Origin of the sequence: Sorangium sp. So ce1153 (assembly GCF_051521595.1) — a bacterium.
Classification (GTDB): Bacteria; Myxococcota_A; Polyangia; order Polyangiales; family Polyangiaceae; genus Sorangium.
This window is the reverse complement of record NZ_CP150361.1, coordinates 6641228-6666123: the sequence shown is the minus strand read 5'-3', so window position 1 is coordinate 6666123 and position 24896 is coordinate 6641228. Positions and strand designations below refer to the sequence as shown.

At 72.3% G+C, this 24896-nt stretch carries 17 protein-coding genes; 11 read left to right on the top strand and 6 right to left on the bottom strand.

What is annotated here, in order from left to right:
- The first annotated feature begins 39 nt into the window (after positions 1-39).
- Positions 40-1149: a hypothetical protein gene (locus tag WME85_RS23920; protein ID WP_437841246.1), complete on the top strand. Its 1110-nt coding sequence runs from the start codon at positions 40-42 to the stop codon at positions 1147-1149.
- 44 nt (positions 1150-1193) lie between these two features.
- Positions 1194-3296, top strand: coding sequence for a hypothetical protein (locus tag WME85_RS23915; RefSeq protein WP_437841244.1), 2103 nt, complete (start codon positions 1194-1196; stop codon positions 3294-3296).
- Between the two features lie 81 nt (positions 3297-3377).
- Here WME85_RS23915 and WME85_RS23910 read toward each other — a convergent pair whose 3' ends face one another.
- Complete coding sequence (locus WME85_RS23910; RefSeq protein WP_437841242.1) at positions 3378-5246, bottom strand: aconitase family protein; 1869 nt, start codon at positions 5244-5246, stop codon at positions 3378-3380.
- 509 nt (positions 5247-5755) lie between these two features.
- Here WME85_RS23910 and WME85_RS23905 point away from each other — a divergent pair.
- From WME85_RS23905 to WME85_RS23885, 5 genes are all read left to right on the top strand, one after another.
- Positions 5756-6103, top strand: coding sequence for a roadblock/LC7 domain-containing protein (locus tag WME85_RS23905; protein WP_437311751.1), 348 nt, complete (start codon positions 5756-5758; stop codon positions 6101-6103).
- Entirely contained in the window at positions 6100-6567 is a 468-nt protein-coding gene (locus WME85_RS23900) for a type II 3-dehydroquinate dehydratase (protein WP_437842344.1), read from the top strand. Before WME85_RS23905 ends, WME85_RS23900 begins: the two co-directional genes overlap by 4 nt.
- 39 nt (positions 6568-6606) lie before the next feature.
- Positions 6607-7137: an acetyl-CoA carboxylase biotin carboxyl carrier protein gene (gene accB, locus WME85_RS23895; protein WP_437841240.1), complete on the top strand. Its 531-nt coding sequence runs from the start codon at positions 6607-6609 to the stop codon at positions 7135-7137.
- Between the two features lie 21 nt (positions 7138-7158).
- Positions 7159-8505 (top strand): acetyl-CoA carboxylase biotin carboxylase subunit, encoded by a 1347-nt coding sequence (gene accC / locus WME85_RS23890; protein WP_437841238.1) that lies wholly within the window; start codon positions 7159-7161, stop codon positions 8503-8505.
- A gap of 354 nt (positions 8506-8859) precedes the next feature.
- Complete coding sequence (locus WME85_RS23885) at positions 8860-12708, top strand: FAD-dependent oxidoreductase (RefSeq protein WP_437841236.1); 3849 nt, start codon at positions 8860-8862, stop codon at positions 12706-12708.
- 151 nt (positions 12709-12859) lie between these two features.
- Here WME85_RS23885 and yhbY read toward each other — a convergent pair whose 3' ends face one another.
- Positions 12860-13162 carry a YhbY family RNA-binding protein gene (gene yhbY / locus WME85_RS23880; RefSeq protein ID WP_437311747.1) on the bottom strand — a complete coding sequence of 101 codons (303 nt, stop codon included), beginning with the start codon at positions 13160-13162 and terminating at the stop codon, positions 12860-12862.
- 396 nt (positions 13163-13558) lie between these two features.
- Between yhbY and WME85_RS23875 the strand changes: the two genes are divergently transcribed.
- From WME85_RS23875 to meaB, 3 genes are all read left to right on the top strand, one after another.
- Positions 13559-14353: an arginyltransferase gene (locus tag WME85_RS23875; protein WP_437841234.1), complete on the top strand. Its 795-nt coding sequence runs from the start codon at positions 13559-13561 to the stop codon at positions 14351-14353.
- A gap of 97 nt (positions 14354-14450) precedes the next feature.
- A complete protein-coding gene (locus tag WME85_RS23870; RefSeq protein WP_437841232.1) occupies positions 14451-14750 on the top strand; it encodes a hypothetical protein in 300 nt (99 codons plus the stop codon).
- Positions 14751-14809: 59 nt separating this feature from the next.
- The gene (meaB, locus tag WME85_RS23865) at positions 14810-15892 is read left to right on the top strand and encodes a methylmalonyl Co-A mutase-associated GTPase MeaB (protein WP_437841230.1); all 1083 of its coding nucleotides are present in this window, start codon (positions 14810-14812) and stop codon (positions 15890-15892) included.
- Between the two features lie 147 nt (positions 15893-16039).
- Here the strand turns inward: meaB and WME85_RS23860 are convergent, their stop codons facing one another.
- The 3 genes from WME85_RS23860 to WME85_RS23850 all read right to left on the bottom strand — a co-directional run bounded on the left by WME85_RS23860 (position 16040) and on the right by WME85_RS23850 (position 18546).
- Positions 16040-16333: a hypothetical protein gene (locus WME85_RS23860; protein WP_437841228.1), complete on the bottom strand. Its 294-nt coding sequence runs from the start codon at positions 16331-16333 to the stop codon at positions 16040-16042.
- Positions 16334-16475: 142 nt separating this feature from the next.
- On the bottom strand, positions 16476-17225 hold the full coding sequence (nth, locus tag WME85_RS23855) for an endonuclease III (protein WP_437841226.1): 750 nt from the start codon (positions 17223-17225) through the stop codon (positions 16476-16478).
- A 121-nt stretch (positions 17226-17346) separates the two neighbouring features.
- Complete coding sequence (locus WME85_RS23850) at positions 17347-18546, bottom strand: Fic family protein (RefSeq protein ID WP_437841224.1); 1200 nt, start codon at positions 18544-18546, stop codon at positions 17347-17349.
- On the opposite strand from WME85_RS23850, the gene WME85_RS23845 reads away from it, so the two are divergent.
- On the top strand, positions 18464-19414 hold the full coding sequence (locus WME85_RS23845; protein ID WP_437841222.1) for a hypothetical protein: 951 nt from the start codon (positions 18464-18466) through the stop codon (positions 19412-19414). The genes WME85_RS23850 and WME85_RS23845 overlap by 83 nt on opposite strands.
- Positions 19415-19580: 166 nt before the next feature.
- Here WME85_RS23845 and WME85_RS23840 read toward each other — a convergent pair whose 3' ends face one another.
- Entirely contained in the window at positions 19581-24878 is a 5298-nt protein-coding gene (locus WME85_RS23840; RefSeq protein ID WP_437841220.1) for a protein kinase domain-containing protein, read from the bottom strand.
- Positions 24879-24896 lie beyond the last annotated feature (18 nt).

Sequence of the window (24896 nt, the reverse complement as noted above, 5' to 3'; positions counted from 1 at the left end):
GCCGCACACCGCGGGCGAGTTCCGGTATGCTCTCTTCTCATGGCCCCGGCCCCTCGGAACCCGCCGCCGCTACCACCTCAGGCCCGCTCGCAACCCGCGGCGAGGCCGGCGGAGCGGGCGGCGCCGGAGCCGCCGAGGTCGCTCCCGCCCGACGCGCCGCGGCGCGTCGGCGAGCACGTCAGCCAGGCGCTGAAGGACCACATCACCGAGATGGCGCTCGGCCTGCTCGAGGAGCAGATGCAGGCCCGCATCGTCCACTACCGCGCCGATCTCGAGACCAACCCCCAGCTCGACGCCGTCACCGCGCAGGTCGTCGCCCAGCTGAAGGTGATCCAGGCCTCCGCGGGCGCGGCGGAGCGCGGGACGAAGAACCGCGACGCGATCCGCGACGCGCACGAGAAGACGCTCTGCGCGCTGCTCGAGCGGGTCGTCCGCGAGGACGGCATCTCGCTGCTCGTCGAGCGGCGGCTCAAGAAGATCCACAAGAACCTCGCCCGCCTGTTCTTCCAGTCCGAGCTCCACGAGAAGACGCGGGGACGCGACGGCGCGCCCAAGGTGATCCACCACGGCGAGCAGGCGCTCTTCTACGTCCTGACCCGCTACAGGAACCGGATCGAGGCCGAGCTCGACGGCTTCGAGTTCGCCTCCGAGCAGGCGCGGGAGGAGTCGTTCGAGCTGCTCGCGAAGCTCACGAAGGACATGCAGGACGCCTTCCTGTCGCGCCGATCGAGCGAGCTCCGGCGCATCGTCTCGGTGGTGCACGCCGTGCTCGTCGACTTCTTCAGCGTGCGGCTCGCCCAGAGCCTCGGGGACATCTCCGCGCGGGTCGTGCGGGACGCGGGCACGTTCGAGGGCAGGGCGTTCGCGTACAAGGTGACGAGCGAGGCGTTCCCTCGCTTCCGCGCGGCGTTCGAGCGCCACCTCATGGTGATGCTCATCGGCTTCGCCGAGGACGAGCTGGTCGCCCAGCTGGCCGACACGGCCGGCGCCGAGCGCGACGAGACGATCCTCTTCATCACCGACCCTCACCTCTTCAGCATGATCTGCGGCGAGGTCTGCGAGGGGCTCTACGAGTTCCTCTGCAACGAGGGCTTTCTCGACCTGCCGCCCGACTGGCGCCGCGCCTCGACCGCGCCTTCTGACAGTTGACCGGCGGCTGATCCACGGCCGCTCCAGGAGAGATCCAGGACCTCATGAGACGGTACGACGTCGCGCGAGCGGGCTCCGGCCTGCTCCTCGCTCTCACGCTGCTCGCCGGCTGCGCGCGCGGCCCCGATGTGGACGCCTCGGGGCTCGCGCTGCGGCGCGTGGTCATCTACAGGAACGGCGTCGCCTACTTCGAGCGCCGGGGGCTCATCGACGCCGACCAGGTGACCTTCAGGGTGCGCAAGGAGAAGGTCGGCGACTTCCTCGCGACGCTCGCGGTCATCGAGGCCGGCGGCAGCAGCGTCCGGAGCGCGTCGTTCCCCGTCGAGGTCGACGACGCCTCCGAGGAGGACGACGACGCGCCGGCGGAGCCCGGGCCCGAGGTGACGACCGCGCCGCGGCCGCCGAAGGACAAGGGCGCGAAGGAAGGCGACGCGAAGAAGGACAAGGACGAGCTCGAGAAGGTGAAGCTCACGCTCGACGGGCGAGAGCACGACCTCGTGGTCGGCTATGTGGCCGAGACGCCGGTGTGGCGGCCCTCCTACCGGCTCGTGATGGGCGCGACTGGCGCGCCGGGCGCCGCGGGCGTCGATCCGCGCGCCCCGTCGAAGCAGGCGCACCTCCAGGCGTGGGGCATCGTGCAGAACCTCTCCGGCGAGGACTGGAAGGGGGTGAAGCTGTCGCTCGTGGCGGGCGCGCCGCTCGCCTTCCAGGCGACGCTCGACCAGGCGGCGATCCCGCCGCGCCCGATCGTCAGCGATCAGGGCGAGGTGATCGCGTCCGTGCCGACGAGCGAGACGACGCTGGCCGCCGAGGCCGCGCCGCCGCCGCCGCCCATGCCGGCGCCGGCGGCGCCAGCGGCGGCCGCGGACGCCGCCGCCGAGTACGCGCCCGAGGCCGAGGAGCGCGGCAAGCTGGAGTTCATGAAGGAGGGAGCGGCTCCCAAGACGGCGGTGGCCACGCGGCCGGCCTCGAAGCGGGCTACTCGCGGCGGCGCGGGCGGCGCGGTCGGCGCCGCGGCGGCGCCGCCGGGCCAGATGGTGTTCAACGACGACCGGCTGGCCGAGGCCAGCAAGCCCATGATGAACCCCTCGCCGCCGCGCAACATGAGCGCCCTCGCCGCGGTCGCGATGGAGGCGGGCACGACGCGCTACGATATCCCGTTCCCGGTCGACATCCCCGACCGGAGCGCGACGATGGTCCTGCTGCTGGCGAAGCAGGTGCCCGGCGAGTCGATCTTCCTCTTCGCGCCCGACGGCGGCGTGCCCGCGTCGAGCTCGCACCCGTTCCGGGTGGCGCGCTTCACGAACGACACGAAGGGGCTCCTCGAGCGCGGCCCCATCGCGGTCTTCGAGAACGGCGCGTTCCTCGGCCAGGGCATGGTCGAGCCGCTGCCGCCGGGGGCCACGACGACGGTGCCGTTCGCGCTGGAGCGGGCGCTCGCGGTCGACACGGCGCGCGAGGAGAGCGCGGAGGGCGCGCGCATCGCGAAGATCGAGGGCGGCGCGCTCGAGATCGAGCGCGACTGGGTCACGCACACGAAGTACGCCGTCCGCAACGGCGGCGACGCCGCGGCGAGGACGCTCGTGAAGCACCCCCGCCTGCACGGCACGCGCCTGCACGCGCCCCCGAAGGGCACGGAGGACAACGTCGGCACGGGCAGCGCGCTCGTGCCGATCGACGTGCCGCGGCGGGGGACGGCGGTGCTCGACGTGGACGAGCGGCGCCTCTTCCGGCAGCAGATCGACTGGCTCAGCCAGCTCGCCGACGACGCGGTGCAGGGCTACCTGAAGGACCCGCGCGCCGACGCGGCCGTGGCGAAGCAGCTCGGCCAGGCGTGGGACGTCCGGGGCAAGCTGCGCCCCGCGATCGACGAGCGCGACAAGATCCTCGCGGAGCAGCAGCGGCTGGAGCAGCAGAGCCAGGAGCTCCGCCAGAACCTCCGCGCCATCGAGAAGAACAGGACCGCCGACGAGCTCCGCCGCGACCTCACGGACCGGCTCGCGAAGGCCTCCGCGCGCCTCGACGAGATCACGAAGCGCGTCATCGTCCTCGAGATGCAGATCAACGAGCAGCAGATCCGCTTCCGCGATCTCACGAACGAGATCAAGCTCCTCGCGCCGCTCGCCCCCGTGCGCTCGGCGTCCTGAGCGCTCGCCTGCGGGTCCCCGGCGGGGACGGCGTCGTCCCTGCCGGGAGCTCGACGCCGCCCGCCCGGAGCTCGACCCCCGCTACCGCGCTGGCTTGCTCGCGCTGGGCGGCTGCCGCACGGTGCCCGCGTGGGTCCAGCTCCGCTCCATCCCCGTCGCGAGCCAGGCCACCTCGACGCGCTCGCTCCCGAAGACCGCCGCGACGCGATCGCCCCACTGCGCGGGGGCGGGCAGCTCCACGCTCTTCTGATCCTTGATGCTGCCGAGCGCCTCCGCGCCGACGAGGAACGTGGCGATCCCCTCGCTCGCGAACGCCGACACCGCGGTGCTCGGGACGAAGGGCGCGACGACCGCGCGCACCGCCGAGAGATCTGCCGCGCGCTCCGCGACCGCCCGCACCTCGTCGAGCGTCGACAGCACGAGCGCCACGCCGCCGGCCGGCGCGGCCTGCGCCTGCTCGTCCGCTACCGCAGGGGCCGCCTCGACCGTGGCGGGGGCCTTGCGCCCGCGCGCCCCGACCGCCGCGCGCCCGTTCAGCTTCGGCACGCCCGCGAGCACGTCGAGCGTCAGCGGCCCCTTCCAGGGCACCGCCGTCGGCGCCGTCGGCGGCTTCTTCGTGCTCACCTGCTCGCCCTTCTTGTCGCGGAGGATCAGCACGTCGTCGGTCGGCAGCGCCCGCGGCACGGTCACGCGCACCGGCCGCTTGAACGACCGCGGATCGCCGACCGCGCCCGTCGCCACGGCGTAGGCGAGCGTCTCGGCCGAGGCCACGACGAACGACGGCGTCCCCGCGATGCGCGGCTCCGGATCCGCGGTGCGCAGCGACAGGCCGCCGGGCGGCGGCGGGTAGACCTCCGACGTCACGACGCGCCGGTCCGGCTCGATGATGCGCGCGCCCGTGGCGACGAGGTCGACCAGCGCGCCCGACTGCGCGAGCACCTCGAGCACCTGCCGCGACGGCGGCGCGACGAGCAGGTCGAGCCGCGAGGGGACGCGCTTCGACTTGAGCAGCAGCGCCGCCGCGAGCATGTCGCGCAACGTCACGCCGGAGTCGCCCCCGAGGACGACCTGCGCCACCGGCTTGCCCGCGAGATCGCGGACCGGCCGCACGACGCCCTCCTCGTCCATGAGCAGCGGATCGACCGTGCCGAGGTCGATCGACACGACCTCCTCGCACGGCGCGCCCGGGTCCGGCACGAGCGCGCGGTGTGCCTTCGACCGGCGCTGGTCGCGGAGGAAGACCTCGGTCTTCTCGTCGCTCACGAACAGCGCCGCCGCCGCGCCCACCTGCGGCGCGATGCCGCAGAGCACCGCGCGGTCGCCCACCGAGAGGAGCCGCGCGCTCGGCCCGGCGAACTCGAGGATCACCGGCGCGTGGTGCTCGCCCTCGATGCGCCGCACGACCTCGTCGAGGTTCCTGCGGAGCAGCTCGAGCGCGACGTCGCGCGCGCAGACGAACGGGCGCACCCGGCCCGAGAGGTGGATCTGCACGCTCCGCGGCGGCCGGAGCCAGGCCGAGCCCGTGGCGAGCGCCTGCCCGAGCTGGCTCGGCGAGACGACGAGCGACAGCATGCCGATGCCGCCGACGGTCGCGAGGCGCGGGTCGTCCGTGAGGGCGAGCCGCGCCGGCGCCGCGAAGCGCTCGAGGTGCACCGGCGCGGGGAAGCCGATGCCCGGCCGCGCGATCGGGATGTTGTAGGTCGGGAACTCGGGCGACACCGAGTGCGGGCTCCCCTCGTCGATGTCCGCGAGCGAGCTCGCGTCGGCCACGCAGGTGCCGTCGTAGGCGACGGCGACCTCGACCGGCGTCTTCTTCATGCCCGTCGCGATGGCTTCGGCCAGCGCGCGCGACGGCGCCCTGGAGAGGATTACCTGGTCGACCTTGACCTGGACGAGATCACCGCGCAGCTGAGGATCCGCCGCCCGCCCGGCGAGGATCTTCTGGGGCATCGTGCGGGGGGGATCCCCGGCTCGCGCACGCATAGATGTTGGGCCGTCCTTATTCTTCTTGATGAGCTGGAGGGTACGGCGCACGCCGCTCCCGACCACGTTTCACGTCGTCCCGCCGGCGAGACGCGCCGGCGGGTTCGCCCCGGGCGTCGCCGTGGGCGAAAGAACGGCCGCACGTTAGCCGCTCGCCGGGACAAGGGTCAAGGCGTGCTTTGGAGCGGGCCCCCAGGGGCGGGAATCGCCCGGCTGGGACCAGGATGCAAGAGGCAAAGCGCCCTCGCCGTTCGACCCCGCCCAGCGTTTCCCTCGTTTCCCACGTTCCCCAGGTCCCTCGCGTCGCTCGCGCCGCTCGCGTTCTTCCCGCGCCGGGCTGCCGGGTTGCCGGCGCGGCCAGCGGCGGGGAGCGCCGGCCGTGCCGACGCGGCGCCGGGGCGCGGGATGTCGGGGCAGGTTCGTTTGTTTTCCCGATCGTGCCGCGCTTGGGTAGTCTTCGGCGCATGTTCCAGGCCGTGCTGAAGGAAGTCGTAGAGAACACCGAGGGCGGCATCGCGACCCTTCTCATGGATTTCGAGGGGATCGCGGTCGACAGCTACTCCAAGCCGGGCGCCGCGTTCGACATCACCACCATCGGCGCCGAGTTCAGCGTCGTGCTCAAGTCGATCCAGCGCGCCGCCGAGATGCTCGACGCGGGCAACGCCGCCGAGATCGCCATCCAGGCGGAGAAGGTCACGACGCTGATCCGCGTCGTGAACAGCTCGTACTTCGTGGCCTTCTCGATGACGCCCGACGCGAACATCGGCAAGGCGCGGTACCTCCTGCGCACCAGGGTGCCGGCGCTGCTGAAGGAGCTCGCCTGAGCGGCTTCAGGATCTCCGTCATCTCCGGGCCGAACCTCGATCGTCTGGGCAAGCGCGAGCCAGCGATCTACGGCACGGCCACGCTGGATGACATCCACCGCGCCGTCGAGGACGCCGCTCAGGCCCACGGCGCCTCGGTGTCGTGCATGCAGTCGAACTGCGAGGGCGAGCTCGTGACCGCGATCAGCCACGCCGGCGATCGCGGCTTCCACGGCATCCTCCTCAACGCCGGTGCATACACGCACACGTCGATCGCGCTGTACGACGCGATCCGCGCGGGCGCGCTCCCTACCGTCGAGGTGCACATCTCCAACCCAGACGGCCGCGAGCCGTTCCGCCGCCGCTCCCGCATCGCGCCGGCCTGCATGGCGCGCGTGGCGGGCTTCGGTCCGAGCTCGTACGTGCTCGGGTTGCTCGGGCTGCTGGGACACCTGGAGAAGCTGCGACCCGTCGAAAGAGGTTGAACATGGGCCGTCACTCTGGTTGAAAGGCGGCAAACATCGATGGCCGAACGTCCTTCCATGAACATCAACCTCAAGCAGTTGCGGGCGCTGGTGCGCCTCCTAGAGAAGCGCAACGTGAGCGACTTCGAGTTCGAGGACGAACACGTTCGCATTCGTCTCACGCGCGGGGGCTTCGTGCCGCAGGGCGGGGCGCAGCAGCTCGCGCCCGCTGCTTTCCACTTCCAGAGCGCGCCGGTCGCGCCGCCGCCGCAGGCCCAGGCGCCCGCGGCGGCGACACCCGCGCCGGCTGCGGCGCCGGCGGCGGCGCCCGCCGCGGTGAGCGACGAGAACGTCACCTACGTGACCTCGCCGTTCGTCGGGACGTTCTACCGGTCGCCGTCTCCCGACGCGCCTCCCTTCGTCGACGTCGGCAGCGCGATCCGCGTTGGTCAGGCGCTCTGCATCATCGAGGCGATGAAGCTGATGAACGAGATCGAGGCGGACTCCCCCGGCACGATCGTCGAGATCCTCGTCGACAACGGCAAGCCGGTCGAGTTCGGCCAGCGTCTCTTCAAGGTGCGGCGCAGCTAGCGCTGCCCGGGCGAGGGTGCCGTGTTCCAGAAGATCCTGATCGCCAATCGCGGCGAGATCGCGATGCGTGTCATCCGCGCTTGCCGCTTGCTCGGCATCCGCACGGTCGCGATCCACTCCGAGGCGGACGCCGCGGCGCTGCACGTCCGGTTCGCCGACGAAGCCGTGTGCGTCGGCCCGGCCGACGCGTCGAAGAGCTACCTCAACATCCCGCAGATCATCGCGGCCGCCGAGGTCACCGGCGCCGACGCGATCCACCCGGGCTACGGGTTCCTCTCCGAGAACGCGAAGTTCGCCGAGCTCTGCAAGAAGTGCCGCCTCACCTTCATCGGGCCGACCGCCGAGGCGATGCGGACCTGGGGTGACAAGGTGTCCGCGCGCGCGGTCGCCCAGCGCTTCGGCATCCCGATGCTCAGCGGCACCGGCGTGCTGAAGAGCGCCGCGGACGCGGCCGAGCAGGCCGAGCGCGTCGGCTTTCCGGTGATCCTGAAGGCCTCCGGCGGCGGCGGCGGCAGGGGCATGCGCATCGTCCGCCACGCCGGCGAGGTGCAGCGCTCGTTCGAGATCGCGACGCAGGAGGCCCTGAGCGGCTTCAAGAACCCGGACGTCTACCTCGAGCGCTACGTCGAGGCGCCGCGCCACATCGAGTTCCAGGTGCTCGCCGATCAGCACGGGGGCGTGTGGACGCTCGGCGAGCGCGAGTGCTCGCTCCAGCGCCGTCACCAGAAGGTGATGGAGGAGTCGCCCAGCCCGGCGATGGACAACGACAAGCGCGCCCGGATGGGCGACATCATCCGGGCCGCGATCCTCGAGACCGGCTACACGGGCCTCGGCACGCTCGAGTTCCTCATGGATGAGCGCGGCGAGCTCTACTTCATGGAGATGAACACCCGCGTCCAGGTCGAGCACCCGGTCACCGAGATGGTGACCGGCGTCGATCTGGTCGCGCAGCAGATCCTCGCCGCCGCCGGCGAGCGCCTCTCGCTGCCCGACACGCGCCCGTGGAGCTTCCGGGGCCACGCGATCGAGTGCCGGATCAACGCCGAGGATCCGCGCTCGTTCGTGCCGTGGCCGGGGCTCATCACGGAGTACCACTCGCCGGGCGGCGCCGGGATCCGCGTCGACTCCGGCGTGTACGGCGGCTTCCGCGTGCCGAGCTCCTACGACTCGCTGGTCGCCAAGGTGATCGCGCACGGCGCGAACCGCGCCGAGGCGATCGCGCGGCTCCGCTGCGCGCTCGACGAGTTCATCGTCGGCGGCATCCGCACGAACATCCCGCTGCACCAGGCGCTCCTGCGGGATCCAGAGGTCATCGCGGGCAACATCTCCACGCACACGATCGAGCGCGTGGTCTCCCAGGGGTTCTGACCGAGGCGCACCGCCGCCAGCCCGTGCGACGGGCTGGCGCTCCACGTCGCGGCCCGCCCGTCGCCCGGGCTGGCGCTCTTCAAAACAACGCACGCGGACGCGCGCGTTGCGACCGGGCGCGGCGGGGCTCCTTCGCTCCTCGCCCTGGGAGCGACGGCGCTCGCTCGATCCCCGCGCCGTCGCGCTCGCAACTCCCTGCGCTGCGCTCTGACGGCGCACGGCCTGGAGCCCGCGTGGGAAGGTCGATGAATGTTGCCCGGGAGACAGGTCGGAGGTACTGCCCGGTGCTACTTTACGCCGCTCCCTGAGATCGGGTGATCAAACCCCTTGAAATAGAAAGCATTTGCCGCGGGTATGGAAGCGAACGCTGGAGTGCAGGCTGACTTCTCTTCGTGGGTGCAGGCGACCTCCGATGTTTCCGAGCTCGAGCTCGGAATCCCTGGTTTCGGTTACGCCGACCTCTTCGACCCGGCGAAGCTCGCCGAGCTGACGGAGCGCTTCGAGGACTACTTCCGCGCGTCGGACGAGGGCGCTTACGCGCGCTTCGACGCGTACCGGGCCTTCTTGCGGTCCGAGCAGCCCGTCGCCTCCGGGTCTCCGGGCGCCGGGGCCGGCGACGCGGGCCGGCCCGCGCTCACCGCGGAGCAGGTCTCCGAGGCGCTCCTCGCGGCGGCGCCGTACGTCGGCCGCTTCGTGGCGACGCTCTTCCGCGTCGAGCGGGACACCCAGGCGCAGATCGACGCGACCCTCGAGCGGAGCGTCCTCTGGGACTTCAAGCGCGAGTTCTCGAAGAAGCGGCTGTTCAAGCAGAACCCGGGGAAATCCTGGCAAGGCACGCCCGTCGAGGCGGCGCACGCGGCGCGGCGGTCGCTCGCGGCCATGGGCGCGCCTGCGGGCGTGCTCGACAGCGGCTCCGCCGCCGAGGAGCTCGCGATCGCGCGCGCGACGCTCGCGCTGATCGAGGTCGACGAGATCGCGCGCAAGGCGGCCAAGGCCGGCGGCGCGAGGTGGACGGACGAGCTCCGCGCGCGGGCAGCGAAGGCGCGCGCCGCGCTCCGCGACGATCCATCGCTCGCCGAGCGGGTGGCGCCGGCGGTGGCGGTCGCGGGCGAGGCGCCCACGGAGGCCGAGGACGCGGCGGTGGTCGCGTTCGCGCTCGACGCCGTCGAGGCCTGGCTCGCCGCGCGCCGCGCGGATCACCACGACCCGGCGCGGCGCTGGCCGACGCTGAAGGCGCCGCGCACGCTCGACTACCAGGAGCTCGTGCAGCTGCACCGGAAGAGCGCGAACGGCAGCAGCAGCTCGGCCGAGCTCCTCGTCGGCCCGGAGAACCACCGGAGGGATCGCGACGGCTTCGCGCTGACCGACCGGCGCGCCGGGCCCCGCGAGGTCGAGAGCCAGGTCGACTACTGCCTGCTCTGCCACGATCGCGACAAGGACTCGTGCTCCAAGGGCCTCCGCGACAACAAGACCGGGGCGATCAAGTCGAACCCGCTCGGGGTCGAGCTCCACGGCTGCCCGCTCGACGAGAAGATCAGCGAGATGCACACGATGCGGGGGCGGGGCGAGTCGATCGCCGCGCTCGCGCTCGTCTGCATCGACAACCCGATGTGCCCCGGCACCGGGCACCGGATCTGCAACGACTGCATGAAGGCCTGCGTCTTCCAGAAGCAGGATCCGGTGGACATCCCGCAGATCGAGACCGCGGCGCTCACCGACGTGCTGTCGCTGCCGTGGGGCCTCGAGATCTACGGGCTGCTCACGCGGTGGAACCCGCTCGACGCGCTGAGGCCGCACGCGCTCCCGTACAACGGGAAGAACGTGCTCGTCGTCGGCCTCGGCCCGGCGGGCTACACGCTGGCGCACCACCTCACGCGGCAGGGCTTCGCGTGCGCGGCGATCGACGGGCTGAAGATCGAGCCGCTGCCGGTCGAGCTCACGGGCGACGAGACGCGCCCGCCGCGGCCGGTCAGGGACTTCAAGCGCCTCTACACCGAGCTCGACGAGCGCGTGCTCCTCGGCTTCGGCGGGGTGAGCGAGTACGGGATCACGGTGCGGTGGGACAAGAACTTCCTCACCGTCCTCTACGCCACGCTCGCGCGGCAGCGCCTGCTACGGATCTACGGCGGCGTGCGGTTCGGCGGGACGGTCGATCTCGACGACGCCTTCCGGCTCGGGTTCCACCACGTCGCGATCGCGGCGGGCGCGGGGCGGCCGACGATCATCCCGCTCAAGAACAACCTCGCGCGCGGCATCCGCAAGGCGTCGGACTTCCTGATGGCGCTCCAGCTGGCCGGCGCCTACAAGCGCTCCGCGCTCGCGAACCTGCAGGTGCGCCTGCCGGCGGTGGTGATCGGCGGCGGCCTCACGGCGATCGACACGGCGACGGAGCTCGCGGCGTACTACGTCGTGCAGGCCGAGAAGACGGCCGACCGGCTCGACGCGCTCATCGCCGAGCGCGGCGAGGCCGCCGTCCTCGCGATGTTCGACGAGGAGGAGCGGGAGTTCCTGGCCGAGCAGCGGCGCCACGCCGAGGAGATCCGCGACGAGCGCGCGCGCGCCGCGCGCGAGGGGCGGCCGCCGCGGTTCCAGGGTCTCGTCGACGCGTGGGGCGGCGTTTCGCTCGTCTACCGCAAGCGGCTCATCGACTCGCCGGCGTACCGGCTGAACCACGAGGAGGTCGCCGCGTCGCTCGAGGAGGGGATCCGCTACGTCGAGAACCTCGCGCCGGTCGAGGCGGTGCTCGACGAGCGCGGGTGCGTCTCGTCGCTCGTCTTCGATCGCCAGGCGGTCGTGGACGGCAAGTGGCGGAGCACGGGGGAGACGGTGTCGATCCCCGCCCGCACCGTGTGCGTCGCGGCGGGGACGAGCCCCAACGTCACGTACGAGAAGGAGCGCCCGGGCTCGTTCGCGTTCGACAAGTGGCGGCAGTTCTTTCAGCCGCACCGCGCCTACGTGGGCGACGACGGCAAGCTCAAGGTCGAGCCGGCCGCGGCGCGGGAGGGCTTCTTCACGAGCTACAACGACGGCGAGCACGCGGTGAGCTTCTACGGCGACAACCACCCGCACTACGCGGGGAGCGTCGTGAAGGCGATGGCGAGCGCGAAGGACGCGTACCCGTCGGTCGTCGCGCTGTTCCAGCGCGACATCGCGCGGCTCGGCGAGGAGCCGCAGGCGGCGCGCGACGCGCGGCGGCGCGACCTGTTCGCCCGCCTCGATCACGACTTCGTCGCGGTGGTCGAGCGCGTCGAGCGGCTGACGCCGACGATCGTCGAGGTGGTCGTGCGCGCGCCCGCGGCGGCGCGGAAGTTCGAGCCGGGGCAGTTCTACCGGCTGCAGAACTACGAGGTGCGGTCGCCGGTGATCCGCGGGACGCGGCTCGCGATGGAGGGGCTCGCGCTCACGGGCGCGTGGGTCGACAAGGAGAAGGGGCTGCTCTCGCTGATCGCGCTCGAGATGGGCGCCTCTTCCCGGCTGCTCGCGGCGCTGCGCCCGGGCGAGGAGGTCGTCGTGATGGGCCCGACCGGGACGCCGACGGACATCCCCGAGGGGGAGACCGTGCTGCTCGCCGGCGGCGGGCTCGGCAACGCCGTGCTGTTCTCGATCGCGAAGGCGCTCAAGGCGCGCGGCGACCGCGTCATCTACTTCGCCGGCTACCGGCGGGGCGAGGATCTCTTCAAGCAGGACGACATCGAGGTGGCGACCGACCAGGTCATCTGGTGCACGGACGGCGGCGCGGAGGTCTCCCCGCGGCGCCCGACGGACCGCCATTTCCGCGGCAACATCGTCCAGGCGATGCGGGCCTACGCCGAGCGCCAGCTCGGCGGCGAGCTGGCGAGCCTCTCGGAGGTGCGGCGCATCATCGCCATCGGCTCGGACAAGATGATGAACGCCGTGCGCGAGGCGCGGCACGGGGTGCTCGCGCCGCACCTCGACCCGAAGCACGTGGGCATCGCGAGCATCAACTCGCCGATGCAGTGCATGATGAAGGAGGTCTGCGCGCAGTGCCTCCAGCGGCACGTGGATCCGGAGACGGGCAAGGAGACGCTGGTCTTCTCGTGCTTCAACCAGGACCAGCTCATCGACCACGTCGACTTCAAGAACCTCGCCGCGCGGCTCCGGGCCAACACGGTGCAGGAGAAGCTGTCGAACGCCTGGCTCGATCACCTGCTCGCCGCGCGCCCGGAGCTGCGGCACGTGTGACGGCGGCGCACGCGGCGCGTCGGGCCACCAGCGCGCTGGTGACTGGACGCGCCGAGGGCGCGCGGCCGCTCTGTCCAGCCTCGCCGCCGCGCTGATGACGTGATGGTGCGCGGCCGCGCCGCCGTCCTGGCGCGTGGCCGCGAGCCCGCGCTCAGCTGCCGGTCGGCAGCTTGATCTTCGGCTCCTTGGGGTGGCGCCGGTACAGCAGGATCGTCCGGCCGAGGGTCTGGGCGACCTCGGCGCGGAGCCGCTCCGAGAGCGCATCGGCGACGTCGCCCAGGTCGTCGGGGCACTCGGTGCCGAGTCGCACCTTCACGAGCTCGTGCCGCTCCACGGCGGCCTCGACGGCCGCGACGACGCCGTCGGTCAGGCCCGCCTTGCCGAGCTGCACGACCGGGTCGAGGTGATGCCCCAGCGCCCGGAGGTGGCGGCGCTGCTTTCCTGTGAGATCCAAAGCGTTCGACCTTTCTCGAGGCGCCCGCGCTGAGCGGGCCCTTCACCGGGCCGCCTCGCGGGCGAGCGCCGGGTCATACCGGCCCCCGGGCCAAGGGAAAAGGGCGCTCGGCGCCGGTTCCGCGCGCAAGCCGTCCGGACCGGGGGATCCGCGGAACGTGAGCGACACGAGCAACACGGGCGACACGAGCGACACGACCAATACGAGCGGAAGGAGTGAATGGGCGCAAATGAAGGTGGATGTAAGATATAATTGATGCAGGGCGCGGGCGAGCGGGGCACCGCCCGGCGCCCCGGGCGGCTCAGGGTTTTGCTTGACGGGGCTGCGCAACAGGCATCCTCTGGATCTAGCGGCCAGCGTTTCGACGAAATTTCGAGCGCTTGGATCGGCGGTGACATGGGCTCATCGAGCGAGCGAGAGGCGGTACCAGCGCAGGACGTGGAGCGCCCGCGGCTGGACGAGGTCGCGGATCCGCTCGAGCTCACGGTCCACGACGAGGTGAGCCCCTGCCCGTACCTCCCCGAGGCGGAGGCGCGGATGCCGCTGCGGGTGCCCATCCGGCCGCTCACGCGCGCGGAGTTCGACCGGAGGCTGGTCGCGGGCAACCGTCGCCACGGCAAGCTGCTCTACCGCACCCAGTGCCCTTCGTGCCGCGCGTGCGAGCCGATCCGGATCCTCGTGCGCGACTTCGTCCCCGGCCGCACGCAGCGCCGGGTGCTCCGCCGGGGCGAGCAGGTCGTCGACGTCGAGATCGGCGCGCCCGTGACCACGCGAGAGAAGGTCGCGCTGTACAACCTGCACAAGCACGGCAGGGGGCTGATGCGCGACGACGGCCCTCTCGGCGCGGCGGGCTACGAGGCGTTCCTCGTGGACAGCTGCTGCGAGACGTTCGAGATGCGCTACCGGGCCGGCGGGCGCCTCGTCGGGGTCGCCGTCGTGGATCGGGGGCAGGACTCGCTGTCGGCGGTCTACTCCTTTTACGATCCCGCGCTCGAGCCGCTGAGCCCCGGCGTCTTCTCGATCCTGAAGCAGCTCGAGCTGTGCCGCTCCTGGGGTCTGCGGTACCTCTACCTCGGGCTCTACGTCGAGAAGTGCTCGCGGCTGGTCTACAAGGCGCAGTACCTGCCGCACGAGCGGCTCATCGACGGCCGCTGGCAGCGCTTCGACCGTCCGGCGCCCGCGGCGCCGTGAAGGAGGCGCATCGCCGGGCCGGTCGGCGCCTCGACCGGCGCGCGCTCGCGGCGCCGTGAAGGAGGCGCGCCGCTGGATTTCGCGAGCGACCCGCTTCATGAACGTGCCCATGTGGAACCGCGCCCTGTCGCTCACCTCCTGCGCTGTGCTCTCGGCCCTGCTCGCCGTCGCGTGTGGCCAGACGAAGCCGATTTTTGACCGCGGCGGCGGCGGCGGCGGCGCCGGGGGCGCTAGCTCGTCGGCGGGCGGCGATGGCGGGGCTGGCGGGGCTGGCGGCGAGCCGTCTGGCGGCGGCGGCCAGGCCGGCGGTGGCGCGGCCGGCGGCGGCACGGCCGGCGGCGGTGCGGCCGGCGGCGGTGCGGCCGGCGGCGGGGCGGCCGGCGGCGGGGCAGGGTAGGGGGCGGGATCGACAGCGGCCCGGTTGTGTCCTCGCATCGCCGGGCCTAGACCGCTCGCGTGCACCCGCTCGCAGAGAAGGTCCTCGCCCGCGACATGCGCGCGACGGCGCGGGCCTGCCGCCTCGTCGACGATCGCGCCGGCGACCATGCCGCGATCCTGAAGGATCTCTTCCCCCACACCGGCCGCGCCTGGGTCCTCGGCGTGACGGGCAACCCGGGGGCGGGCAAGAGCACGCTCACCGACCGGCTGATCGGCGTGTTCCGGAAGCAGGGGCGTCGGGTCGCCGTGGTGGCGGTGGACCCGACGAGCCCGTTCACCGGCGGCGCCATCCTCGGCGATCGCATCCGCATGCAGGCGCACTTCGGCGACCCCGACGTGTTCATCCGGTCGCTGGCGACCCGGGGCGCGCTCGGCGGGCTGTCGCGCTCGGCGGCGGACATCGCGCGGGTGCTCGACGCGTGGGGCGCCGACGTCGTGCTGGTCGAGACCGTCGGGGTCGGGCAGGACGAGCTCGAGATCACGCGCATGGCGCACACCACCCTGGTCGTCGCGGCGCCCGGGATGGGCGACGAGGTGCAGGCGATCAAGGCGGGCATCCTGGAGTGCGCCGACGTCTTCGCCGTGAACAAGGCCGACCGGGACGGGGCCGATGCGGCGGTCCGCGACCTGGAGCTCATGATCGCGCTCGGCGGCGAGGTGGCGCAGGCCTCCGGTCGGGCGCGCGGGCACAGCGCGGCGGCGCTCCACGCCCGCGCGGCGGGCCCGGCGGGCGCGGGCGGTCCGAGCGGCGGGCCGCCCGAGGGGCCGTGGGTGCCCGCGATCGCGCGGACCGTGGCGACGCGCAACGAGGGCGTCGCGGCGCTCGTGGACAGGCTGGAGGGGCACCGGGCCTGGCTGTTCGGCACCGAGGCCGGCGCGGCGCGCCGGGAAGAGCGCCTGCGCGAGGCGATGCACGTGCAGCTCCGCGACGCGCTCACCGACGCCGCGGTCGCCGCGCTCGGGCCCGCGCTCGAGGCGGCGGTGCGCGCCGTCGCGCGCCGCGAGGTCGACCCCTACACGGCCTCGGAGCGGCTCGTCGAGGCGTTCCGTACCGGCGCCGCCGCGCCGGGCGGCGCCGTCACGCCGGATGACGTGGCCTGACCGCCGCCGCGCCGCCCCTGTCGGACGAGCCGCGGCGCGGCCTGGCCCGTCGGTCGGGCTCACCCGGCGCCGCCAGGCAGACTTGCAGGGGGCCTCGCTGGCCCTCCCTTGGGATCGGGACCCCTCGCGACGTCCGCCGGAACGAGCCTAGTTGACGCACCGATCGAGTGCCTCTCTCTCGTTCTTGCAGGAGATCTCCCATTTGTAGTCGTGGCAAATCCCGGTGTCGTCCTCGCACGCGAGGAGCTCGTCGTACCTGTCGAGACATCCGCGGCGGTCAGCGTCTTCGTACCTGTAATCGTAGCGATCAAGGCACTCGTCGTACTCGCGGTCGCTGCACCCCTCGCAGTCGCACTTGTAGTCGCAGAGATCGCCCTCCAGGCGGCCGCACGCGGCGGTGAGCAGGCTGGTGAGGGCGACGATCAGGTGCAAAGCCTTCATCGTTCCAGTCTACCCCGCGCCATCGGCGCCAGCGCAACAAACAGCTCGCGGCAGCGCGCCGAGCAGCGGTGAGCCGCGCTGGCCTGCTGTGCGTGTTCCCGTCAGCGCGCTCGACAGCTGGCCTGCGCAGCGTGGGTGATGCTCACGGCTGCGCGTCGCGGCGGCGAGGGGGGCGCGGCGGCTTCCGCCCCACGTTCTCTGCGCGGAACGCGCTCGGGCACGCGTCGCTGATCCCGCATCCGCCGCACGCCGGCTTCCTCGCGAAGCAGATCCGGCGGCCGTGGAAGACCAGCGTGTGGGACAGCATATCCCGGTCACGTTGCGGGAAGAGCGCCCCGAGATCGCGCTCGATCTGCTCTGGCTTGTCGCTCGTCGTCCACCCGAGCCGCTGCGCGAGGCGCTGCACGTGGGTGTCGACCACGACGCCCTCCGGCGCTCCGAACGCGACGCCGAGAACGACATTCGCTGTCTTGCGCCCCACGCCAGGCAGCTTGACGAGCTCGGCCAGCGTCCTCGGCACCTCGCCGCCGTGCCGCTCGATGAGGCCTCGCGCGAGCCCCACGATGTTCCGGGCCTTCTGGTTGAACATGCCCATCCCGAGCCGCCGGAGGAGCGCGCCGATCTCGGCGGGATCGGCGCCGGCGAGCGCGCGGGCGTCGGGATAGGCGCCGAACAGGTGTGGCGTCACCTTGTTGACCAGCACGTCCGTTGTCTGGGCGCTCAGCACCGTGGCGACGAGCAGCTCGAAGGCGGATCTGTGATCGATCTCGCAGTGGGCGTCGGGGTGCAGCGCGCGCAGCCGCGCGAACGTTGCCTGAGGCGGCGCGCCCGGCCGCGCGGGCGCGGCTGCGGCGGGCTCGCCCCCGCGAGCGGCCTTGCTCGGCCGCTTCACGGGGGCAGCTGCGCTCTCGTCCTGGTTGCGGGCTGTGTTGCGCCGAGCGGCGGCCCCGGGCGGGCGGCGCGCGCTCCGTCCGGCTGGAGCCGCGCCCTGCGCGAGGCCGCGCTGCGCTATCTCAGCTGACGAAGGCGCGTTTCCGCGTCTCATGCTCATCGAGGAGCTTCTCGACGCTCGCGAGGGCGTTCTCCACCGACTCCTGCACCATCTGCAGCACCGTCGTCGCCGAGCCCTTCAGCGCCTCGTAGTAGCGCTGCCGCTCGGTCGAGTGGATGATCGACGGCGGCAGGCCGGTGCGGAGCAGCAGCATGTTCATGAACAGCCGCGCGACCTTCCCGCTGTCGTTGGGGAACGGATAGACCCGGAGCAGATCGTAGTGCGCGCGCGCCGCGATCCGGATGCCGTTCCGCGTCTTCCGCGTCTCCGGGTCGCTCAGCCAGTCGATGATCTGCCGCACCTTGTAGGCGATCTTGTCCGGCGGAGCGTACTCGTGGAAGTAGAGCCGGTGCTGGGGGATGTCCTTGCGGTATTTCACCGTCTTGATGTCCCCCTCCTCCGGGTGGAGGATCAGGTACAGCTTCTTCACGCAGTCGAGGGTGACCGGTGCCCGCTTGTTCGCGCCCTGCTCGCGCACATACGCGATGGCCTCCTTGTGGCGCCGGATATCATCGTAGGTCGGCTGAAGGCTGGAGTCCGTCACAAGCGGAGCCGGGCCGTTGAGCGCCGCGCGCAGCTCGTCGAACGTGTAGACCACGCCTTCGAGAGCGCTGTCGTGGTAAATCCACGACATATCGAGGCTGTCGATGTAGCGCCGCCGGAAATCTTCCGTCTGCGCGTTCAGTCGCTGCTCGATGATCGCGCTGCGCTCCTCGATGGTGGCCCGCCGCGGGGGCGGCAGCATCGGCAGAGGCAGCGTGACGACCCGCGGCGGCTCCCGGAGCGGGACGCGGCCCGGGCGGCGCTCGATCAACGCCCCCGCGCCCTTTCCCTTCGCCCCAGCCGGCCGCGAGCTCTTCTTCTCGAGGACGGGCCTGTCGCTCGCGCGCTGCGGCCTGTCGCTCGCGCGCTGCGGCCTGTCGCTCGCGCGCTGCGGCTTGTCGCTGGTCCGGCGCGGGCGCTCCGCCTCGACCGGCGCGGCTTGCTCCTCGACGTCCCTGAGCTTCAGCTTCTCCTTGAGCTTGAGCTTCGGCTCCTTGAGCTTGAGCTTCGGCTCCTTGAGCTTGAGCTTCGGCTCCTTGAGCTTGAGCTTCGGCGCGTCCTCGGCCCTCAGCTTCTTCTTCCGGAGCTTCTTCGGCTCGGCCGCCGGCGCCGCGAGCACTCGCTCGGAGCGCGCGGCGACCTTCCTCCTGAGCAGCCTCGGCTTCGCGGCCTTGACCCGCGCGAGCCTCGGCTTCGTGGCCTTGACCCGCGCGAGCCTCGACTTCGTGGCCTTGGCCCGCGGGACCCTCTTCTTCGCGGCCCTCGTGCTCCGCGCCCGCCCGGCCGCGGCCCTCGGCTTCGCCGCCCTCTTCTTCGCGGCCCGGGCCCTCGTCACCCTCGGCTTCGCGACCCTCGCCCTCGCGGTCCTCGCCCGCGTCGCCTTGGCCTTCGCCGCCCTCGCCTTGACCTTCGTCGCCCTCGCCTTCGCCCTGGCCTTGGTGCTCCTGAGCTTGGCGGCGGCGCGCGTCGATCTGGCTTTCGTCCTGGCGGCAGCCTTCCTCGCCTTGGACGCGCCGGCGCGCTTGGCGGCGGCGCGCGTCACCTTCTTCGCCTTCGCGGCCGCCGATTTCTTCCTGGCGCTCGTGCGCGTCGCCCGCGCCGGGGTGCGTGCGGCCTTGCGCCGCGCCGGGGCCGCCGACTTGCGGGTGGTCGCCCGTTTTGTCGTGGCCTTCCGGCGCTTTGCCGCCTTCACGGCCGAGGTGCGTCGCGCAGCAGGACGAGAGGCAGCGGCCTTCCGCTTCGGCTTGCGCGCGGTCGATCGGGCGGCAGGTTTCGCCTTCCTCGTCCGCGCTGTCGCGGCAGCTCGTCTCGAGCTCGCCGCGCTGGCCTTGGTCGCTCTCTTCCGGTCTTTTTTCGAAGTTTTTCGGGTCTTCTTTGCCGCCATGGGCGTGCTTTCACACAATCGCTCAGGCTGCCCGCTGCCACGCTGCGGCGAGCTAACATACGATCCAAAAGGCCTAATGCCGGCCCGCAGCCTAGCAATTTGACGATTTATCCGTCAACCAGTCCGGTGCGGAAGTCAGCAGAGAGTGATCTCCGTCCTCTGGATCATCGTCGATCCAGCTAGCACGCTCCGCCGGGGCGCGCCTTCGGTGGGCCCCGCCGCCCCGCCTGAAGGCGAGCGGGCGCCCTCCGGGAGCGAGCCCCCGGCGCTCAGCTGTCGATGTTGATCCCGAGCCGCTGCCGGACGGCGAAGTACTCCTCGCTGACCGCGAAGAGCATGAGCTCCTTGAGCCGCTCCTTCTGGGGCACGGCGGCGCTCGCCTCGTCAGCCGCCTTGATCATCTCCTGCGCCAGCTCGAGGTCGTTCGCGAGGAGGAACCCGGCGCGGTCGGCGGTCAGGTCGATTCCGGACACCCAGCGCTTCAGATCGATGGCGCCCGCCTGGAGGAGCTTGGTGACGATGCTGGCCAGCTGATCGCGCGCCGGCCCGACGATGGTCGGCTCGAGGACCGCCAGGTTGTCCTTCACCGGCCCCTCCAGCTCCTTCGTGATCGGGAAGGTGGGCGAGATCAGCTTGATCGCCGCGAACAGCCAGGCGCGCAGGCCGGTGCCCGTGGGCACGAGGTGGCGGAGGTACATGCCGGGCCGGTAGTAGGTGAGGTGGCGGGCGGCGATGAACGAGGCGGCCTGGGTCGGCAGGTCCATCTGGAGCGCCGCGGCGCCGAGCACGATCGCCGGCACGTGCGCGTGGAGGAACGAGACGCCGCCGCCGTCGTTCGGGTTCTGGAACGTGAGCGGAGCCTCCAGGCCGAGGACGCCCGCGGCGTAGTAGAGCGTCTGCGACATCGGGTAGGGGTGGCGCGAGAGGTCGATCTGGTAGGCGAGCTGGTAGCCGAGCTCCTCCAGCGGCTGCCCGTTCTTCCGCAGCACCGCCGGCTCGATCACGCCGAAGATCGCGGTCAGGAGCGGATCCGCGTCGGGGTGGACGAGCGCGGTCGCCCACGTCTCCTCGTCGAGCGGCTGCTGCGCGGCCGCGGCCGTGTCCGGGCGCATGCGGCGGAAGAAGCGCTCCTCGTCCGGCTCGGCGGCGCTCAGGCAGCAGAGCGCCTGGCACAGGCAGAAGGCGGCGTCGGCCCGCTTCGTCTCGGTGTACAGCTTCCGCAGCAGCCGGTACGCGTCCGGCCGGTAGGGGTTGCGCCGCAGGATCGGGAGCTGCGCGGCCACCGCCTTGTCCAGGTACTGCGCCGGGTTGCTCGCGTACAGGTTCGCCAGGAGCTCGTTCCGCTCGTCGTTGTCCGGATCGAGCGTCTGCGCCGCCTCGTAAGCGTCGATCGCGTCGCTCATCCAGTCGAGCTTGTCCTTGTACAGGGCGCCCAGCCGGTCGAACGTCTCGAGCATCTTCGCCGTGTCGTTCTCCTCGGTCGCGCGATCGAGCTCGACCTTGAGCAGGCGCTCCACCTCCTCGTGGTCGCCCTTCTCGCCGCGGAGCTCGATCGCCTCGGCGAGCGCCCGGGTGAGGGACGGGTCGAGCTCCAGCACCTCGTCGTAGAACCGCGCCGCCCGGTCGAGGTCGCCGAGCTGCCGCGCGCTCACGATCGCGGCGGTGTGCATGTACTTCGCCTTCTGGCGCCGATCGTCGATCTTGGCGGCGAGCTTCAGGACGATGTCGATGAGCTTCGACCAGTCCTTCTCCTCGCTGTAGAGCTGCATCAGCTTGGTGAGGATCTTCCGGTCGTCGGGGCGCTCGTCGAGCGCGGCCACGTAGCTCTTCGCGGCGCGCGTCCGGTCGCTCAGGTGCGTCGCGAGCAGGTCGCCGATCTCGAGCAGGAGCGCGCTCCGCTCCTCGCCGACCACCACGTCGAGCCGCCGGTGCTTGAGGCGCACGACCTCCTCCCAGTCCCCCTTGGCCTCGAACACCCGGGAGAGCAGGGCGAGCGGGGCAGGGGACTCCGGGAGGAGATCGGCGGCGTCGTTCAGCGGGGCGATCGCGCCGTCGGCGTCGCCGGCCGCGAGCCTCGCCTCGCCGAGCCGGAGCAGCGCGTCGGCCCGCTCCCGCTCCGGCAGGTGCGCGCCGAAGCGGTCCACCAGGCCCTCGTAGAGCGACGCGGCCTCCCTGGCCCGGCCCGCGTCGAGGTTGACCTTCGCGGCGCGCGAGATCGCCGCGGGGTCGTCCGGCGCGAGCGCGAGCAGCGCCTGCACGGTGCCGATCGCCTTGCCGCTCGAGCCGCTCTTGCTGAGCGCGTCGACGTAGCGGAGGAGCAGCTTGAGCCCCTGCTCCTTCGGCAGGGCGTCGACCCGGTTCGCCAGCGGCTCGTAGTGCCGCGCCGCCTCGAGGAAGCGGCCGGCTTCGAACGCGAGGTCGCCCGAGATCATGTGCCCGAGCATGCTGGTCGGGTCGAGGTCGACCGCCCTCGTGGCCGCCTCCGCGGCGCGCGCGTCGTCCTTCAGGCGCTCCCGCAAGAGGAGGGCCATCTCGCCGTACAGCCGGGCCTTGGCGAGGTTGCCCTCCGCGCCCTCGGCCTCGCGCGCGATGAGCTCGACGGCGCTCGTCGCGTCGCCCCGCGCGAGGTAGGCCGCGCGCAGCGCCGAGGTCGCGCCCGCGTTGTGCGGCTGCGCGTCGAGGGCCATCTTGTAGCGCTCGATCGCCCCGTCCCGGTCCCCCTTCTCCTCGAGCATCTTCGCCGCGCGGATCCAGAGATCGGCCCTGCTCTCCGCCGTCTTGGCCGTCGCCGCGAGCGACTCGATCGCGCTGAGCGCCGCCGCCGCGTCGCCGGTCGCGGCGCGCACGTGGGCCAGCGACTCGAGCGCCCCGGCGTGGTGCGGGTCGGTCGCGAGCACCCGCTCGTAGGCCTTGCGGGCGCGCTCGGGCGAGCCGACCTGCTCGAGCAGCACGCGCCCCATCGCGAGCAGGATCTCCTCCCGCCGCTTGTCGTCGGACACCATGCCGAGGTGCCGCTCGTAGAGGGCCACCACGTCCTCCCACCGCTCGAGGGCGCGGTAGTGCCGCCCGAGCGCGACCAGCGAGCCCTCGTGCGCGCCGTCGATCCTGAGGATCGCCTCGAGGGCCTCGGCCGCCTTCGCGTGGTCGAGGAACTCCTCGTCGTAGATGCCGGCGATCCGCTCGAGGAGGTTGATCTTCTGCCGCGGCGTCGCGCTGACGTCGATCTGCCGCTCCAGGTTCTGGAGGAGCTCCCTGTAGCGCCCGTTGCGGCTGTAGATGCGATCGAGCCCGCGCAGCGCGGTCAGGCTGGCCGGGTCGAGCTCGAGCGCGGCCTCGTAGCGGCGCGTCGCCTCGCTCAGATCGCCGAGCCGATCTTCGTAGAGCTCGGCGAGCTTGCACACCGTGTCGACGCGCTCCTCGCCCCGCAGCGCCTCGGCGCGCCGCTCGAGGATCTTGGCGTAGCCGGCGTGGTCCTCGATGCGCCGGTAGATCCTGAGCAGCGCGTCGCACGTCCTCGTGTGCCCGGGGTCCTCGGCGAAGATCTGCTCGTACAGATCGCGCGCGCGGTTCGCGTCGTTCAGCTTCGTCTCGAGGAGCTCGGCGGCCGCGGCGCGGAGATCGCGCGCCTCGCCGGGGGTCGCGGCGCGGTCGGCCCGCGAGAGCAGCACCTGGACGAGCTCCTGCCACTGCTGGGCGCGGCGGTAGACCTGCGCGAGCCCCTCCAGCGCCTTCTCGTTCGCCGGGTCGAGCCCGAGCACGAACTGGAAGCAGGGGATCCCGAGGTCGGCCCGCGCGATCTTCTCCGCGTACCAGGGCCCGAGCCGGTTGAAGAGCGCGATCTTCGGCTCGGCGGCCATCGCCTCGTCGGTGCTCGCCTGGCTCAGGATCTGGAGCGCCTCGGCCCAGACCTTCATGTCGCTGCCGGCCGCGCGCTCCAGGTCGACGGCGTACGCGTCCTGCTCCGGATCCTGCGCGAGCGCCTGGGCGAAGGCGAACACCCCCTGGTCCTTGTCGTCGAGCTCCCGCACGTAGAGGTGCCCGATCTCGTTCATGGCCCGGGCGCGCTCGCCCGCGCTCTCGGCCTTCTCGCTCCGCTGGAGGAGCATCTCCACGAGCTCCTCGTGCTTGCCGAGCGCCTTGCGGAGCTCCTCGAGCGCGCTGAAGGCGACGTCGTCGCCCGGGTCGCGCTCGAGCAGGCCCACGTAGATGGCCTCCGCCTTGTCGTGGAGCTTCCCCTTCTCGGAGATCCGGGCCGCCCGGAAGTGCAGCAGCTTCTTCGCCGCGGCCGCGTCTGCGCCGCCCTCGCCCTCGGCGGAGCTCGCGTCGAGCTGGTCGGCCGCCATCACGAGCGCCTCGGCGACCCGCCCCGGATCGGCCCCCTGGTCGACGGTCGCCTCGACGGCGAGCGCGAGGTCCGCGTCGGTCGGCCTCGCCACCAGCCGGTCGATGAGGTCGTTCAGCTGCGCCTCGTCGATCGTCGCCCCCTTCTGCTGCGGCTTGCCGAGCGGCTCGATCGCCTCGATCACCGCGCGCGTCCCCTTCAGCCTCGCGTCCGGCGACTTCGCGAGCAGGCGTCCCGAGAGCTCGTCGATGTCCTTGCCGACCCACCCGCGCGGCGCGGCCGCGCTCGGCGCGGGCGGCGCCTCGGTGAGGTGCGCGAGGGCGACGTCGACCGCGGCCGCGCCCGAGAACACGGGCTTGCCCGTGAGGACCTCGAAGAGCAGCGCGCCGAAGGCGTAGAGATCGCTGGTCGGGCCGGCGACCTCGCCGCGCAGCTGCTCGGGGCTCGCGGTCCGGACGAGCTCCGGGCTCGACCACCCGGCGCCGAGCCGGTCGCCGCCCACGTCGATGAGGACGGGCAGCGGCTGCCCGTCCTCGTCGCGGGCGACGAGGACGTTCTCCAGCTTGAGCGCGCCATGGACGAGGCGCTGCTCGTGGAGCGCCGCGAGCCCGCTCAGGATCCCGCGGAGCAGCGGCCTGGCCTCGTTGACGTGGAGCGGCCCCGAGCGCGCGAGCCGCGCCGAGAGCGGCAGCCCGTCCACGTGCGTGTACGCCACGAACGCCCGCCCGCCCACGAGCCCGGCCTCGACGCCGCTGGCCAGGTTCTCGTGGCGCACCTGCGCGGCCAGGCGGACGTGGGTGAGGAACCTGCGCACCGCCCTGCTGTCCCGCGTCACGTCGCGCCGGAGCACCTTGAGCGTCCTCGGCTCGGTGCCCCGGGTCGCCGCGTAGACGAGGCCCCGCGGCCCCTCGCCGATTTTTCTCGTGATGACGAAGTCGCCGAACGTCTCGCCGGCCGCGAGATCCTCGGGCAGGGCGAGCCCCTGGACGCCGAGGGCGCGGACGCGGGCGTCGACCTCCGCGCGTGAGGCGATGACGGCATCGATCAACGCCTCGATGGCGTCGACCTCGACGCAATGGTCCGTGAGCGCGCGCGCGAAGGAGGCCTTGGAGGCGCCGCCGCCGATCTCGGCCGGGTTGAAGCCGAGGAGGTCGGATGACAGGGCCATCATTTCATCAAGCGAGAAGAGGCGCTCGAGCTCGCCTCGGACGATATCAATGGACATGGGTCTCCTCGGGCCGAG

Excerpts from the sequence above, each read along its gene's own strand:
- WME85_RS23860 (WP_437841228.1), bottom strand. The coding sequence starts at position 16,333 with ATGAAGGCTTTGCACCTGATCGTCGCCCTCACCAGCCTGCTCACCGCC.
- WME85_RS23885 (WP_437841236.1), top strand. The coding sequence starts at position 8,860 with ATGGAAGCGAACGCTGGAGTGCAGGCTGACTTCTCTTCGTGGGTGCAG.
- WME85_RS23840 (WP_437841220.1), bottom strand. The coding sequence starts at position 24,878 with ATGTCCATTGATATCGTCCGAGGCGAGCTCGAGCGCCTCTTCTCGCTT.
- accB (WP_437841240.1), top strand. The coding sequence starts at position 6,607 with ATGGCCGAACGTCCTTCCATGAACATCAACCTCAAGCAGTTGCGGGCG.
- WME85_RS23870 (WP_437841232.1), top strand. The coding sequence starts at position 14,451 with ATGAACGTGCCCATGTGGAACCGCGCCCTGTCGCTCACCTCCTGCGCT.
- WME85_RS23875 (WP_437841234.1), top strand. The coding sequence starts at position 13,559 with ATGGGCTCATCGAGCGAGCGAGAGGCGGTACCAGCGCAGGACGTGGAG.
- WME85_RS23920 (WP_437841246.1), top strand. The coding sequence starts at position 40 with ATGGCCCCGGCCCCTCGGAACCCGCCGCCGCTACCACCTCAGGCCCGC.
- WME85_RS23915 (WP_437841244.1), top strand. The coding sequence starts at position 1,194 with ATGAGACGGTACGACGTCGCGCGAGCGGGCTCCGGCCTGCTCCTCGCT.
- WME85_RS23910 (WP_437841242.1), bottom strand. The coding sequence starts at position 5,246 with ATGCCCCAGAAGATCCTCGCCGGGCGGGCGGCGGATCCTCAGCTGCGC.